Annotated in this window: 11 protein-coding genes; 8 read left to right on the forward strand and 3 right to left on the reverse strand. The window is 65.3% G+C overall.

Annotated features, from left to right (window positions below):
• Positions 1 to 118: 118 nt before the first annotated feature.
• The 5 genes from ACVW17_RS08850 to ACVW17_RS08870 all read left to right on the forward strand — a co-directional run bounded on the left by ACVW17_RS08850 (position 119) and on the right by ACVW17_RS08870 (position 7480).
• On the forward strand, positions 119 to 3079 hold the full coding sequence (locus tag ACVW17_RS08850) for a 2-oxoglutarate dehydrogenase E1 component (protein WP_456751523.1): 2961 nt from the start codon (positions 119 to 121) through the stop codon (positions 3077 to 3079).
• A gap of 172 nt (positions 3080 to 3251) precedes the next feature.
• Positions 3252 to 4511 (forward strand): 2-oxoglutarate dehydrogenase complex dihydrolipoyllysine-residue succinyltransferase, encoded by a 1260-nt coding sequence (odhB, locus tag ACVW17_RS08855; RefSeq protein WP_456797027.1) that lies wholly within the window; start codon positions 3252 to 3254, stop codon positions 4509 to 4511.
• 71 nt (positions 4512 to 4582) lie between these two features.
• Complete coding sequence (locus tag ACVW17_RS08860) at positions 4583 to 5332, forward strand: SDR family oxidoreductase (protein ID WP_456751525.1); 750 nt, start codon at positions 4583 to 4585, stop codon at positions 5330 to 5332.
• Between the two features lie 84 nt (positions 5333 to 5416).
• The gene (gene lpdA, locus ACVW17_RS08865; protein ID WP_456751526.1) at positions 5417 to 6817 is read left to right on the forward strand and encodes a dihydrolipoyl dehydrogenase; all 1401 of its coding nucleotides are present in this window, start codon (positions 5417 to 5419) and stop codon (positions 6815 to 6817) included.
• Positions 6818 to 6940: 123 nt separating this feature from the next.
• Positions 6941 to 7480, forward strand: a complete 540-nt coding sequence (locus ACVW17_RS08870; RefSeq protein WP_456751527.1) for a hypothetical protein — start codon at positions 6941 to 6943, stop codon at positions 7478 to 7480.
• Between the two features lie 145 nt (positions 7481 to 7625).
• On the opposite strand, the gene ACVW17_RS08875 is transcribed toward ACVW17_RS08870, so the two are convergent.
• Both ACVW17_RS08875 and ACVW17_RS08880 read right to left on the reverse strand, forming a co-directional pair.
• Complete coding sequence (locus tag ACVW17_RS08875) at positions 7626 to 8216, reverse strand: DUF4337 domain-containing protein (RefSeq protein ID WP_456751528.1); 591 nt, start codon at positions 8214 to 8216, stop codon at positions 7626 to 7628.
• 162 nt (positions 8217 to 8378) lie between these two features.
• Positions 8379 to 9350 (reverse strand): tyrosine recombinase XerC, encoded by a 972-nt coding sequence (locus ACVW17_RS08880; protein ID WP_456751529.1) that lies wholly within the window; start codon positions 9348 to 9350, stop codon positions 8379 to 8381.
• A 123-nt stretch (positions 9351 to 9473) separates the two neighbouring features.
• On the opposite strand from ACVW17_RS08880, the gene ACVW17_RS08885 reads away from it, so the two are divergent.
• Complete coding sequence (locus ACVW17_RS08885; protein WP_456797028.1) at positions 9474 to 11684, forward strand: primosomal protein N'; 2211 nt, start codon at positions 9474 to 9476, stop codon at positions 11682 to 11684.
• Between the two features lie 204 nt (positions 11685 to 11888).
• On the opposite strand, the gene ACVW17_RS08890 is transcribed toward ACVW17_RS08885, so the two are convergent.
• Positions 11889 to 12374, reverse strand: coding sequence for a septal ring lytic transglycosylase RlpA family protein (locus ACVW17_RS08890; protein ID WP_456751530.1), 486 nt, complete (start codon positions 12372 to 12374; stop codon positions 11889 to 11891).
• Positions 12375 to 13004: 630 nt separating this feature from the next.
• On the opposite strand from ACVW17_RS08890, the gene ACVW17_RS08895 reads away from it, so the two are divergent.
• Positions 13005 to 13565, forward strand: coding sequence for a F0F1 ATP synthase subunit delta (locus ACVW17_RS08895; RefSeq protein WP_456751531.1), 561 nt, complete (start codon positions 13005 to 13007; stop codon positions 13563 to 13565).
• Entirely contained in the window at positions 13565 to 15094 is a 1530-nt protein-coding gene (gene atpA, locus ACVW17_RS08900) for a F0F1 ATP synthase subunit alpha (protein WP_456751532.1), read from the forward strand. The genes ACVW17_RS08895 and atpA overlap by 1 nt, the downstream gene beginning before the upstream one ends.
• Positions 15095 to 15157: the final 63 nt, after the last annotated feature.

Below are 15157 nucleotides of genomic sequence, written 5' to 3' on the forward strand. Positions count from 1 at the left end.
TAGGCAGGAATATCCGTCCTAGATAGGGTAAAGGATATCCCATCCAGCCGGCGCACTTCCAGACCGGCATCAGCGCCGTCTCCTACGCGCGAACCGAAAAAATCACCAGGACTGCCCCATGTCTCGCCAAGACGCGAACGCCGCTTTTGCACTCTCCTCATTCCTGCAGGGCACCAACGCCGCCTACATCGACGACCTCTATGCCCGTTACGAGCAGGACCCATCCTCGGTCGACGCCGAATGGCAGGATTTCTTCAAGAGCCTGAAGGACGCCCCGGCCGACGTGCAGAAGAACGCCGAGGGGGCCTCGTGGGGCCGCGCCAACTGGCCGGTGACGCCGCGCGACGAGCTGACCTCGGCGCTCGACGGCAACTGGGCCCAGGTCGAGAAGGCGGTCGGCACCAAGCTTGCGGCGAAAGCGCAGGCCAAGGGCACCGAGCTTTCCGACGCCGACGTGCATCAGGCGACCCGCGATTCGGTTCGCGCCTTGATGCTGATCCGCGCCTACCGCATGCGCGGCCATTTCCACGCCAAGCTCGATCCGCTCGGCATCGAGGCGCCGCGCGATCGCGAGGAGCTCGATCCGCGCTCCTACGGCTTCACCGAAGCCGACTTCGACCGCAAGATCTTCCTCGATCACGTGCTCGGCCTCGAATACGGCACGCTGCGCGAGATCGTGCAGATCTGCGAGCGCACCTACTGCCAGACGCTCGGCGTCGAGTTCATGCACATCTCCAATGCCGCGCAGAAGGCGTGGATCCAGGAGCGCATCGAGGGTCCGGACAAGGAGATCAGCTTCACGCCCGAGGGACGCCGCGCGATCCTCAACAAGCTGATCGAGGCCGACGGCTTCGAGAAGTTCTGCGACACCAAGTTCACCGGCACCAAGCGCTTCGGCCTCGACGGCGGCGAATCGCTGATCCCGGCGCTGGAGCAGATCATCAAGCGCGGCGGCAATCTCGGCGTGAAGGAGATCGTGGTCGGCATGCCGCATCGCGGCCGCCTCAACGTGCTGACCCAGGTGATGGGCAAGCCGCACCGCGCCCTGTTCCATGAATTCAAGGGCGGCTCGGCCAACCCGGACTCGGTCGAAGGCTCCGGCGACGTCAAGTATCACCTCGGCGCCTCCTCGGACCGCGAGTTCGACGGCAACAGCATCCATCTGTCGCTGACCGCAAATCCGTCGCATCTCGAGATCGTCGATCCGGTCGTGATGGGCAAGGTGCGCGCCAAGCAGGACCAGCACGGCGATCCGCCGGACATGCGCATCTCGGTGTTGCCGCTTTTGATGCATGGCGACGCGGCGTTCGCGGGCCAGGGCGTGGTGGCGGAGTGCTTCAGCCTGTCCGACCTGAAGGGCTATCGCACCGGCGGCTCGCTGCACTTCATCGTCAACAACCAGATCGGCTTCACTACCTATCCGCGCTACTCGCGCTCGTCGCCCTATCCGTCCGACGTCGCGAAGATGATCGATGCGCCGATCTTCCACGTCAACGGCGACGATCCGGAGGCCGTGGTGTTCGCGGCCAAGGTCGCGATCGAGTTCCGGCAGAAATTCCACAAGCCGGTCGTGATCGACATGTTCTGCTACCGGCGCCACGGCCACAACGAGGGCGACGAGCCCGCGTTCACCCAGCCGGTGATGTACAAGAAGATCGCCGCGCACCCGACGACGCTGGAAATCTACGCCAAGCGGCTGGTCGCTGACGGCGTGTTGACCGACGGCGAGGTCGAGAAGGCCAAGGCCGACTGGCGCGCGCGGCTCGATGCCGAGCTCGAAGCCGGCTCGGGCTACAAGCCGAACAAGGCCGACTGGCTCGACGGCAAGTGGGCCGGGTTCAAGTCGGCCGATCAGGAAGAAGACGCCCGCCGCGGCGTCACCGGCGTCGATGTTGCCGTACTCAAGGACATCGGCCGCAAGATCACCAAGGTGCCGGACGGCTTCCGCGTCCACCGCACCATCCAGCGTTTCCTCGACAACCGCGCCAAGGCGATCGACAGCGGGATCGGGATCGACTGGGCGACCGGCGAGGCGCTGGCGTTCTGCACGCTGCTGCAGGAAGGCCATCATGTGCGGCTGTCCGGCCAGGATTCCGAGCGCGGCACCTTCTCGCAGCGCCATTCGGTGCTGATCGACCAGGAGGACGAGAGCCGCTACACGCCGTTCAACCATCTCGGCGGCGAAGACACCGGCCATTACGAGGTCATCAACTCGCTGCTGTCGGAAGAGGCGGTGCTCGGCTTCGAATACGGCTACTCGCTGGCCGAGCCGAATGCGCTGGCGCTCTGGGAAGCCCAGTTCGGCGACTTCGCCAACGGCGCCCAGGTGGTGTTCGACCAGTTCATCTCCTCCGGCGAACGCAAATGGCTGCGCATGTCGGGCCTCGTCTGCCTGCTGCCGCACGGCTATGAGGGGCAGGGACCGGAGCATTCCTCCGCGCGCCTCGAGCGCTATCTGCAGATGTGCGCCGAGGACAATATGCAGGTGGTCAATCCGACCACGCCGGCGAACTACTTCCACGTGCTGCGGCGCCAGCTGCATCGCGAGATCCGCAAGCCGCTGATCCTGATGACGCCGAAGTCGCTGCTGCGCCACAAACGCGCGGTGTCGCGGCTCGACGAACTCGGCAAGAACGCCACGTTCCACCGCATCCTGTACGATGACGCGCAGATGCTGCCGGACGAGAAGATCAAGCTGGTGCCGGACGACAAGATCCGTCGCGTCGTGCTGTGCTCCGGCAAGGTCTATTACGACCTGTACGAGGAGCGCGAGAAGCGCGGCATCGACGACATCTATCTGATGCGCATCGAGCAGCTCTACCCGGTGCCGCTCAAGGCGCTGGTGCAGGAGTTCGGCCGCTTCAAGAACGCGGAGATGGTCTGGTGCCAGGAAGAGCCCCGCAACATGGGCTCCTGGCACTTCATCGAGCCCTATCTGGAATGGGTGCTGAACCAGGTCAACGCAGCTAACAAGCGTCCGCGCTATGCCGGCCGTCCGGCATCGGCAGCGACCGCCACCGGTCTGATGTCGAAACACCTGGCGCAGCTCAAGGCGCTGCTCGACGACGCACTGAACTAACGATCTTCACTGCAGCCATGCCCCGCCCTGTGCGCAAGTGCGCACCGGGGCGGGGCATCCGGTATCCGCGTCATTCAGCACAGGTGCTGTCGTCACGGAGGACCGGGTCGTCCGCTTTGGCGGGTGGTGGCCGGATAAATTTTTCGACCGCAAGGTTATCGAGGAAAAGACCATGACTGAAATTCGCGTTCCAACGCTCGGCGAATCCGTGACCGAGGCCACCATCGGCCGCTGGTTCAAGAAGGCCGGTGAGGCCGTCGCAGTGGACGAGCCGTTGGTGGAGCTGGAGACCGACAAGGTCACCATCGAGGTGCCTGCGCCGGTCGCCGGCACGCTCGGCGAGATCATCGCCAAGGATGGCGAGACCGTCGCCGTGGGCGCGCTGCTCGGCCAGATCAATGACGGCGCTGTTGCCGCCAAGCCGGCTGCTGCTGCCGCCGCTCCCGCCAAGGCCGCCGCGCACGCTGCCGCCGCGCCCGCTGCCGCCGCTCCCGCGGCGGCGCCTGCCGCGCCCAAGGCTCCGCCGGCGGACGCGCCGCTGGCGCCGTCGGTGCGCAAGCTGTCGGCCGAAAGCGGCGTCGATGCCTCCACCGTTCCGGGCTCCGGCAAGGACGGCCGCGTCACCAAGGGCGACATGCTCGCTGCGATCGAGAAGGCCGCCTCGGCGCCAACGCCGGTCAACCAGCCGGCGGCCGCCGTGCAGGTCCGTGCGCCCTCGCCGGCCGACGATGCCGCGCGCGAGGAGCGGGTCAAGATGACCCGGCTGCGCCAGACCATCGCGCGCCGCCTCAAGGACGTGCAGAACACCGCCGCCATGCTGACCACCTTCAACGAGGTCGACATGACCGAGGTGATGAAGCTGCGCGCGCTCTACAAGGACACGTTCGAGAAGAAGCACGGCTCGAAGCTCGGCTTCATGGGCTTCTTCACCAAGGCGGTGGTGCAGGGGCTGAAGGACATTCCGGCCGTCAACGCCGAGATCGACGGCTCCGACCTGATCTACAAGAACTACTACCACATCGGCGTTGCTGTCGGCACCGACCGTGGCCTCGTCGTGCCTGTCGTGCGCGACTGCGACCACAAGTCGATCGCCGAGATCGAGAAGTCGATCGCCGACTTCGGCCGCCGCGCCCGCGACGGTCAGCTCAAGATCGACGAGATGCAGGGCGGCACCTTCACCATCACCAATGGCGGCATCTACGGCTCGCTGATGTCGACGCCGATCCTCAACGCGCCGCAGTCCGGCATCCTCGGCATGCACAAGATCCAGGAGCGGCCGATGGTGGTCGGCGGCAAGATCGAGGTGCGCCCGATGATGTATCTGGCGCTGTCCTACGATCACCGCGTGATCGACGGCAAGGAAGCGGTCACCTTCCTGGTGCGCGTCAAGGAGAGCCTGGAAGATCCGGCCCGCCTGGTGCTGGATCTCTGAGGTCGTTCGCGCGCGACGCCCGACCGGCTCGGGCGTCGCGATTTGTTGGGTGCTCATGATCGGGGATCAATGTGACGGATAAGGTCGTTGTCATCACCGGCGGCAGCCGCGGCATCGGCCGCGCTACCGCGCTTGCTGCCGCCGCGCGCGGCTATCGCGTCGTGGTCGGCTACGCCACGAACCAGGCCGCGGCCAACGAGGTTGTCGCCGCGATCGAAGCGAAGAACGGCAAGGCGATCGCGGTGAAGTGCGACGTCGGCAGCGAGCAGGACATCCTGGCGCTGTTCAAGGCTGCGGATGGCTTCGGCACGCTCGGTGCGCTGGTCAACAATGCCGGCATCGTCGGCAAGAGCGGCGTGCGCGTCGACGAGATGTCGGCCGAGCGCATCCAGCAGATGATGGCGGTGAACGTCACCGGCAGCATCCTGTGCGCGCGCGAGGCGGTGAAGCGGCTGTCGACCAAACATGGCGGCAAGGGCGGCGTCATCGTCAACCTGTCCTCGGTCGCGGCCAAGCTCGGCGCGCCCAACACCTATGTCGATTATGCCGCCTCCAAGGGCGCGATCGATTCCTTCACGATCGGCCTCGGCTACGAAGTCGCCAATGAAGGCATCCGCGTCGCCGGAATTCGTCCCGGTCTGATCGATACCGACATCCATGCAGCCGGCGGCGAGCCTGATCGCGCGCATCGGCTGGCCCATCTGGTGCCGATGAAGCGCGTCGGCACCGCGGACGAAATCGCCAACGCCATCGTCTGGCTGATCTCGGACGAGGCGTCCTACGTCACCAGCGCGATCCTCGACGTGTCGGGCGGTCGCTAGGCCACATTCAAGAGCGGGCGCCGGTCTGCCAACAAGATCGCGCCCGCGTAACTGTCACAGAGTTTAGCTACAGGACCGTCCATCATGGCTTCTTACGATCTCGTCGTCATCGGCACCGGACCCGGCGGATATGTCTGCGCGATCCGCGCGGCACAGCTCGGCATGAAGGTTGCCGTCGTCGAGAAGAACGCGACGCTGGGCGGCACCTGCCTCAACGTCGGCTGCATGCCCTCGAAGGCGCTGCTGCACGCCTCCGAGATGTTCGAGGAAGCCGGGCACTCCTTCGCCAAGATGGGCGTCAGCGTCCCGGCGCCGAAGCTCGATCTGCCGGCGATGATGAACTTCAAGCAGCAGGGCATCGACGGCAACGTCAAGGGCGTCGAGTTCCTGATGAAGAAGAACAAGATCGACGTGCTCAAGGGCACCGGCAAGATCCTCGGTGCCGGCAAGGTCGAGGTCTCCGGCGACGGCAAGGCCGAGACCGTCGAGACCAAGAACATCGTGATCGCCACCGGCTCGGACATCGCGCGGCTGAAGGGCATCGAGATCGACGAGAAGCGCATCGTGTCGTCGACCGGCGCGCTGTCGCTGGAGAAGGTGCCGGGCAGCCTCTTGATCGTGGGCGCCGGCGTGATCGGGCTCGAGCTTGGCTCGGTCTGGCACCGTCTCGGTGCCAAGGTCACCGTGGTGGAATTCCTCGACCGCATCCTGCCCGGCATGGACGGCGAAGTGGCCAAGCAATTCCAGCGCATCCTTGAGAAGCAGGGCTTTGCGTTCAAGCTCGGCGCCAAGGTCACCTCGGTCGACACGTCTGGCAAGACGTTGCAGGCCAAGGTCGAGCCGGCCGCCGGCGGTGCCGCGGAGACCATCGAGGCCGACGTCGTGCTGGTCTGCATCGGCCGCGTGCCGTACACCGAGGGTCTCGGGCTGAAGGAAGCCGGCGTTGCGCTCGACAATCGCGGCCGCGTCGCGATCGATCAGCACTTCTCGACCAATGTGAAGGGCATCTACGCGATCGGCGACGTCGTGGCCGGGCCGATGCTCGCGCACAAGGCGGAAGACGAGGGCGTGGCCTGCGCCGAGATCATCGCGGGCCAGGCCGGCCATGTGAACTACGACGTCATTCCAGGTGTTGTGTATACCACCCCGGAAGTGTCGTCGGTCGGCAAGACCGAGGAAGACCTCAAGCAGGCCGGCGTCGCCTATACCGTCGGCAAATTCCCGTTCACCGCGAACGGCCGCTCCAAGGTCAACCAGACCACCGACGGCTTCGTGAAGGTTCTCGCAGATGCGAAGACCGACCGGGTGCTCGGCGTGCACATTGTCGGCATCGAGGCCGGCGAAATGATCCATGAAGCCTGCGTTCTGATGGAATTCGGCGGTTCGGCCGAAGATCTGGCGCGCACCTGCCACGCCCATCCGACCCGCTCCGAGGCGATCAAGGAAGCTGCGCTTGCGGTGGGCAAGCGCGCCATCCATATGTGATCGAACGTCCGGCGCGAGCCGGCTGGAGCGTGATCCGGAAAAGTGTGAAGCGGTTTTCCGAGAGGATCATGCTCAAACGAGGAGCTGAAGCGCGATGATTCATCGCGCTTCAAGATCATAGCGATGTTGCGCCGCCTGCTTCAGCCGTTCTGGGTCCTGCTTGCGATCATTTTCCTGATCGAGGCCTGGCTGTGGGATCACCTCGAGCCGATCGTGGCCCGCGTGGTGGCGTGGATTCCGCTGCATGCGCTCAAGCAATGGCTCGCCGACCGGGTCGATTCGCTGTCGCCGGCGATGACGCTGATCGTCTTCGTCGTGCCGCTGATCCCGTTGTTTCCGCTGAAGCTGGTCGGGCTCTGGCTCTTGGCGAATCAATACTGGTTCAGTGCGGTCTCGCTGATCCTGTTCGCCAAGATCGTCGGCGTCGGCGTCACGGCCTTCCTGTTCGACGTGACGCGGTCGAAGCTGCTGGAGATGCCCTGGTTCGAGGCGCTCTATAATTTCGTGATGGCGCTGCGCGCCAAGGCCACCGCGCTGGTCGAGCCGGTCAAGCGGCGCATCCGCGAGATGATCACCGGCGACGGCGAGGGTTGGACCGCACGCACGCTGCGCCTGATCGCACGCTTCCGCAAAAGCGTGCACCAGACCAGCAAGGTGCTTTGAGCATAGCTCTCAATCCCGTCATCCTGAGGAGCGCGCTTTTGCGCGCGTCTCGAAGGATGAACGGCCCGGCCGGTGGCCGATTCATCCTTCGAGACGCCGCTTCGCGGCTCCTCAGGATGACGGTTACAGAGCGGATTCGTCCGCCTCAATGCAAAGGCAGCAGGTGCGGCTGGAATAGACCGAGCACGGTCATCAGGACGCCGGCGAGCGTCACCAGGCCGGATACCCAGGCCAGCGCGGCGATGCCGGTGATGATAGTTGCGGATGCCAGCACGATCGCGATCTGGAAGGCGGCGGAGGCAAGCTCGAAGTGATGATACTTCGCGGTGGCCTCGTCGCGCTCATGCTCGGCGTGCTTGGCGCGCTCGGAGAGTTGCTCCGAACCCTCGCCGGTCTCCGGCTCCGAGCGGTAGCGCGCCGCGGTCTTCTGCCAGTCGTCGATCTGCTTCTGCAGCGCGGCCTTGGCCGCCTCGTCGGTGGTGGTGGCGAGGTTCAGCTTGCCCTGCTCGGCGGCGGTCTGCACCGCGGTGCGGCGAATGCTCTTGGCCTGGAAGAAGGCCCAGAGGTTGGAGGCCTCGACATTCTTGCTGATCGATTCGGTCTGGGCGCCCTTGCCGAGCGTCTCGGACAGCGCCAGGCAGAGCGCGATCACGGCGATCAGGAGCGCGATCTTCCTGTTCTCGCCCGACGCATGCTCGGCATGCTCCGCGTGCTCCATACTTTCATGTGCGCTCATGATTCCCCTCCGGATGAGACCGCGCCACGATTGCCGAATGCGGCGCACAAGGCAAGGGCCGCGCGGTATGTGGCAGCCGTATGAACGAAGATGAACGGCGCAAGATGAACGGCGGATCGGCAGGCGAGGCCTGCGCCTGACTTTGAGCTGACAGCGATGCGATCAGCCTCGCGGGTGCGCGGAGCGATAGACTTCGAGCAGGCGCTCGCTGTCGATGCCGGTGTAGATCTGCGTGGTCGACAGCGATGCGTGGCCGAGCAATTCCTGGATCGCACGCAAATCGCCGCCGCGGCTCAAGAGATGGGTGGCGAAGGAGTGCCGCAGCGCATGCGGCGTGGCGCTGTCGGGCAGGCCGAGCGCTCCGCGCAGCCGCTCCATGGTGAGCTGGATGATGCGCGGGCTCAACGGGCCGCCGCGCGCACCGACGAACATCGGCCCGGTCGGGCTGAGCTGGTGCGGGCAGATCGCCGCGTAGTCCGCGATCAGTTGCAGCACGTTGTGCAACACCGGCACCATGCGGGTCTTGTTGCCCTTGCCGGTCACGACCAGCACGTCGCCCTCGCCCGGCTTCGGCACGTCGCGGCGCTTCAGCCCCAGCGCCTCCGAGATGCGCAGGCCCGAGCCATAGAGCAGCGCCATCACGGCGGCGTCACGCACCAGGATCCAGGTCTCGCGCTCCTCGCCGGCACGCTCGTCCGCGTCGGCAAAGCGCTTCGCGGCTTCCATGTGGATCGGTTTCGGCAGGCTCTTCGCCACCTTCGGCGCGCGGATCGCTGAGAGAGCGCCGACCTTGCCCTTGCCTTCGCGCTCCAGGAAACGTCCGAACGAGCGCAGGCCGGCCAGCGCCCGCATCAGCGATCGGCCGCCGATCTCGTCGGCACGGCGCATCGCCATGAAGGCGCGGACGTCGCTCGCCTCGAGCGCGGAAAATGCCGCAAGCGTCACGCGCGCGCCCCAGTGCTCGGCCAGGAAGGCCAGGCATTGCCTGACGTCGCGGGCGTAGGCCTCGAGCGTCTTCGGCGACAGCCGCCGCTCGGCGCGCAGATGCGACAGCCATCGCATCATCTCCTGCGTCACCGATGGATCGGCGCAGTCGAGCTCGAGCGGTGCGATGGGCTGATCGGTCCGGGCCATCTGTTAGGGGCTATTGGCGCTACGAATCTCCTGATTATATCGCACTGCCTTCGTTTACCGATCGCTAAGACCGCACGACGGTGCTAGCCCGGTGCAAAGTCCGGATTCAAAAGCTCCGATTTCATGGATCACACCACGCGCCCCAGCTTGGCCTCCGCATCGACGACAGGCGTCGTCGACGTGCTGGTGCCTGTCGCGCTGAACCAGACCTATTCCTACCGCGTGCCGCGCGGCATGGAGCTCGCGCCCGGCGACGTGATCTCGGTTCCGCTCGGACCGCGCGAGGTCATAGCCGTGGTCTGGGCCGAGAACGCCAGGCCCGATCCGCGGCTGCACAACCGGCTCAAGGACGTCAGCGAGAAGCTCGATGTTCCGCCGCTGAAGGCGGAGCTGCGCCAGCTCGTCGACTGGGTCTCCACCTACACGCTATCGGCGCGCGGCATGGTGCTGCGGATGACGCTGCGGATGGGCGACAATCTCGGGCCGGAGCGGATGCGCCTCGGTGTGCGACTGGTCGGCGAGCCGCCGCGGCGCCTGACACCGGCGCGGCGGCGCCTGATCGAGGTGCTGTCGGACCGCTTGCTGCACGGCAAGTCGGACGCGGCGCGGGAGGCCGGCGTCAGTTCCGGCGTGATCGACGGCCTGGTCGATGAGGGCACGCTGACGGTCGAGGCGATGCCGCCGCCAGCCGCGCCGCCGGTTCCGGATCCCTCCTATGCGCAGCCGGATTTCTCGCGCGAGCAACGCAGCGCGGTCGACGTGCTGCGGACGCTTGCGGCGAGCGGCAGCTTTCATGTCGCGCTGCTCGACGGCGTCACCGGATCGGGCAAGACCGAGGTCTATTTCGAGGCGATCGCCGAGAATATCCGCCGCGGCAAGCAGACCCTGATCCTGATGCCGGAAATCGCGCTGACCGGCCAGTTCCTCGACCGCTTCGCGCAGCGTTTCGGCGTGCGGCCGCTGGAATGGCATTCCGAGCTGACGCCGCGCACCCGCGCGCGCAACTGGGCCGCGATCTCGGAGGGCAAGGCGCCGGTCGTGGTCGGCGCCCGCTCGGCGCTGTTCCTGCCCTATGCCGAGCTCGGCCTCATCATCGTTGATGAGGAGCACGACCAGGCCTACAAGCAGGATGACGGCGCGCATTATCACGCGCGCGACATGGCGGTGGTTCGCGCCCATATCGCCAAAATCCCGATCGTGCTGGCGTCGGCGACGCCGTCGGTCGAGAGCGAGGTCAATGCGCGCAAGGGGCGCTACCAGCGCGTGGCGCTGCCGTCGCGGTTCGGCGGCCAGCACATGCCGCATATCGAGGCGATCGACATGCGGCGCGCGCCGCCGCCGCGCGGCCGCTTCATCTCGCCGGTTCTGGCCGAGCAGATTCGTCACGCGATCGAGCGCCGCGAGCAGGCGCTGCTGTTCCTCAACCGCCGCGGCTATGCGCCTCTGACGCTGTGCCGGGCCTGCGGCCACCGCTTCGCCTGCACGATCTGCGACGCCTGGCTGGTCGACCATCGGTTTCGCCAGCGGCTGGTCTGCCATCACTGCGGCTTCTCGATGCCGCGCCCGAACATCTGTCCGCATTGCGCGGCCGAGGAATCGCTGGTCGCGGTCGGTCCCGGCGTCGAACGCTTGCAGGAGGAGGCAGCTCACATCTTCCCCGAGGCCCGCACCATGGTGCTGTCGAGCGACCTGATCACCTCGATCGAGACCATGCGCAGCGAGCTCAACGAGATCGCCGAGGGCCGCGTCGATATCATCATCGGCACCCAGCTGGTGGCGAAGGGGCACAACTTCCCGCGGCTCAACCTCGTCGGTGTCATCGATGCCGATCTCGGCCTGAGCAACGGCGATCCGCGCGCCGCCGAGCGGACGTTCCAGCTTTTGAACCAGGTGGTCGGCCGCGCCGGCCGCGAGCAGGGCCGCGGCGTCGGCTATCTGCAGACCCACCAGCCGGAGCATCCGGTCATCAAGGCCCTGATCGCCAACGACCGCGAGGCGTTCTACGCCAGCGAGATCGAGATCCGCGAGCGCACCGGCTATCCGCCGTTCGGCCGGCTGGCCAGCCTGATCATCTCCGCCGGCGACCGCCCGACGGCGGAAGGCTTTGCCCGCAAGCTCGCCGCGGTGGCGCCGCTCGACGAACGGATTCAGGTGCTCGGCCCCGCCGAGGCGCCGCTTGCCGTCATCAAGGGCCGCTACCGCTTTCGCCTGCTGGTGAAGTCGCTGCGCAATGTCGACCTGTCGCAATATCTGCGCGAATGGCTGGAGGCCGGTCCGAAGACCACCGGCAATCTGAAGCTCGAGGTCGACGTCGATCCACAGAGCTTTTTGTAGTTCTCACAGCCGTCATTCCGGGGCGGCGCGAAGCGACGAGCCCGGAATCCATCAGGCCGCAACGTTGGTGACAAATGGATTCCGGGCTCGCGCTTCGCGCGCCCCGGAATGACGAAAAAAAGCCTGCCGTCATTCGCGACGGCAGGCCCTTTGGCGCGAGGCAGGCCTCGCGGCCGGTACGCAACGCAACGCTTACTGAAAGCGTTAGATGACCTCGGCCGTGACGCGGCCGACGCCGGCACCGGTCAGGCCGATGGCCCGGGCTGCGCCGGTGGAGAGGTCGAGCACGCGGCCGCGGATGAACGGGCCACGATCGTTGATGGTGACGACGACGCTGCGGCCGCCATGGGTGACGCGGAGCTTGGTGCCGAACGGCAGCGAGCGGTGGGCCGCGGTCATGGCGTTCTGGTTGAAGCGCTGGCCGGAAGCGGTGCGGCTTCCCGATTCATTGCCGTAGAAGGAGGCCATCCCCGAGAACGTGTGGCCGCCGGACGACTGGACCGATGCGTTGGCGTCGCGCCAGGACGAGCCTTCGGCGCGGGCATGGTGGTGATGGTGGCGATGATGGTGGTGCCGGGACTTCGCGGACGCCTCGGTCACGCTGCCCCCGACCAGAACAGTTGCGGCTACAAACGCAAGCGCCGTACGCGAGCGGGTGACGTTGCCCGCTGCTTTCTTGATATTCAGCATTGATAAGACCCTCAGACAGTATTGCCGCTAACGCGGCAAGTGGAACCCCCGTCCCTTCGTTGACCTAGGCCGTTTGGTTTCGCATTGAGGCACGAATTAGGCAGTAAATCCCGAATGTCTCCGGCTGAAATATCTTGTTACCGCCTTGGGGTACTCGATCGAAGTTGCCTAAGCTTGTGCTTTAATCAATTTTTAACCGATGTTATACTTACGAATACTGAATATCGATGCAGTGGTAAGTTTTCGGTAAGTATTCGCCAAATGGAAATCACGGCTGTCGCGGGTTCCTTGCGCGCTCGGCCCTAGGCCCATGCAAAATTCGATGGAACAAATTCGCGAGATGTAAATCGGGCGTCGCTGGGTCGATTTTCCGCGGGCCGAATTCGTCCCGATTTGCGGTCGGCTGCGGTCACCGAAAACCGCGTGCGACAAGGCGGCTCTCACGATGCCGTCATGTTGCACCTGCGCGATTGCTATGTTAGCAAAGCCGCGATTTTAACGGTCCCGGCATGTCCTGTGCCGGTCGAAAATCGAAGTCCCGCTTGAATTCCAAGGGCTTGGATCGCTAGGCGCTGCTTTGGTGGCGACGGTTTTTCCCTTGCGAATTTGACAGCAAAAAAGAGCGAGCTCGTGGCTGCTGAAGATCCGTCCGTTTCGGGAGTGTCCGGTCGTTACGCAACGGCCCTGTTCGAGTTGGCGCGCGACGAGCAATCCGTCGATCAAGTCCGGGCCGACCTCGACAAATTCGAGGCCATGCTCAACGAGAGCGCCGATCTGAAGCGCCTCGTCCGCAGCCCGGTGTTTTCCGCGGACGCCCAGCTGAAGGCGCTGACCGTGGTGCTCGACAAGGCTGGCATCGCCGGCACGTCGGCCAAATTCCTCAAGGTGCTCACCGCCAACCGCCGGCTGTTCGCAATTGCCGATGTGATCCGCGCCTATCGCGCGCTGGTGGCGAAGTTCAAGGGCGAGGCGACTGCGGACGTCACCGTCGCCGAGCAGCTCAGTGACAAGAATCTCGACGCCCTGAAGACCGCACTGAAATCAGTGACGGGCAAGGACGTCGCGCTCAACGTGAAGGTCGATCCCTCCATTATTGGTGGCCTGGTGGTCAAGCTCGGCAGCCGGATGGTGGATAGTTCGCTTCGCACCAAACTCAATTCGATCAAGAACGCGATGAAAGAGGCAGGCTGATGGACATCCGCGCCGCAGAAATTTCTGCGATCCTCAAGGACCAGATCAAGAATTTCGGCCAGGAAGCCGAGGTCACCGAAGTTGGCCAGGTGCTGTCGGTCGGTGACGGTATCGCCCGCGTCTACGGTCTCGACAACGTCCAGGCCGGTGAAATGGTCGAGTTCGAGAACGGCACGCGCGGCATGGCGCTCAACCTCGAAACCGACAACGTCGGCGTCGTGATCTTCGGCGCCGACCGCGAGATCAAGGAAGGCCAGACCGTCAAGCGCACCCGCGCCATCGTGGACGCGCCGGTCGGCAAGGGCCTGCTCGGCCGCGTCGTCGATGCGCTCGGCAATCCGATCGACGGCAAGGGCCCGATCCAAGCCACCGAACGCAAGCGCGTCGACGTCAAGGCGCCCGGCATCATTCCGCGCAAGTCGGTCAACGAGCCGATGGCCACCGGCCTGAAGGCGATCGATGCGCTGATCCCGATCGGCCGCGGCCAGCGCGAGCTGATCATCGGCGACCGTCAGACCGGCAAGACCGCGATCGCGCTCGACACCATCCTGAACCAGAAGCCGCTCAACGCCCAGCCGGACGAGAGCCAGAAGCTGTACTGCGTCTATGTCGCGGTCGGCCAGAAGCGCTCCACCGTTGCCCAGTTCGTCAAGGTGCTCGAAGAGCAGGGCGCGCTGGAATACTCGATCGTCGTTGCGGCGACCGCGTCCGACCCGGCGCCGATGCAGTACATTGCGCCGTTCACCGGCTGCACGATGGGCGAATACTTCCGCGACAACGGCATGCACGCCGTGATCATCTATGACGATCTGTCCAAGCAGGCCGTCGCCTACCGCCAGATGTCGCTGCTGCTGCGCCGCCCGCCGGGCCGCGAAGCCTATCCGGGCGACGTGTTCTATCTGCATTCCCGCCTGCTCGAGCGCGCGGCCAAGCTCAACAAGGAGCACGGTTTGGGCTCGCTGACCGCGCTGCCGGTCATCGAAACCCAGGCCAACGACGTGTCGGCCTACATCCCGACCAACGTGATTTCGATCACCGACGGTCAGATATTCCTGGAAACCGACCTGTTCTTCCAGGGCATCCGCCCGGCGGTGAACGTCGGTCTGTCGGTGTCGCGCGTCGGTTCGTCGGCGCAGACCAAGGCGACCAAGAAGGTCGCCGGCAAGATCAAGGGCGAGCTCGCGCAGTATCGTGAAATGGCGGCGTTCGCGCAGTTCGGCTCCGACCTCGACGCGTCCACCCAGCGCCTGCTCAACCGCGGTTCGCGCTTGACCGAGCTCCTGAAGCAGCCGCAGTTCTCGCCGCTGAAGATGGAAGAGCAGGTCTGCGTGATCTGGGCGGGCACCAACGGCTATCTCGATGCGCTGCCGCTCAACAAGGTGAAGGCGTTCGAGGATGGCCTGCTGTCGCTGTTGCGCGGCAAGCACGTCGACATCCTCAACGCGATCCGCGACAGCCGCGATCTGTCCGACGACAGCGCCGCCAAGCTGAAGGCGGCGGTCGACGGCTTCGCCAAGACGTTTGCATAACGAATGGGGCGTCGCCCGGCTCGCCGCCGGGCGTGACGAACGGAGGCTTGCGATCTGACCATT

It is taken from the genome of Bradyrhizobium sp. USDA 4473 (assembly GCF_054063335.1).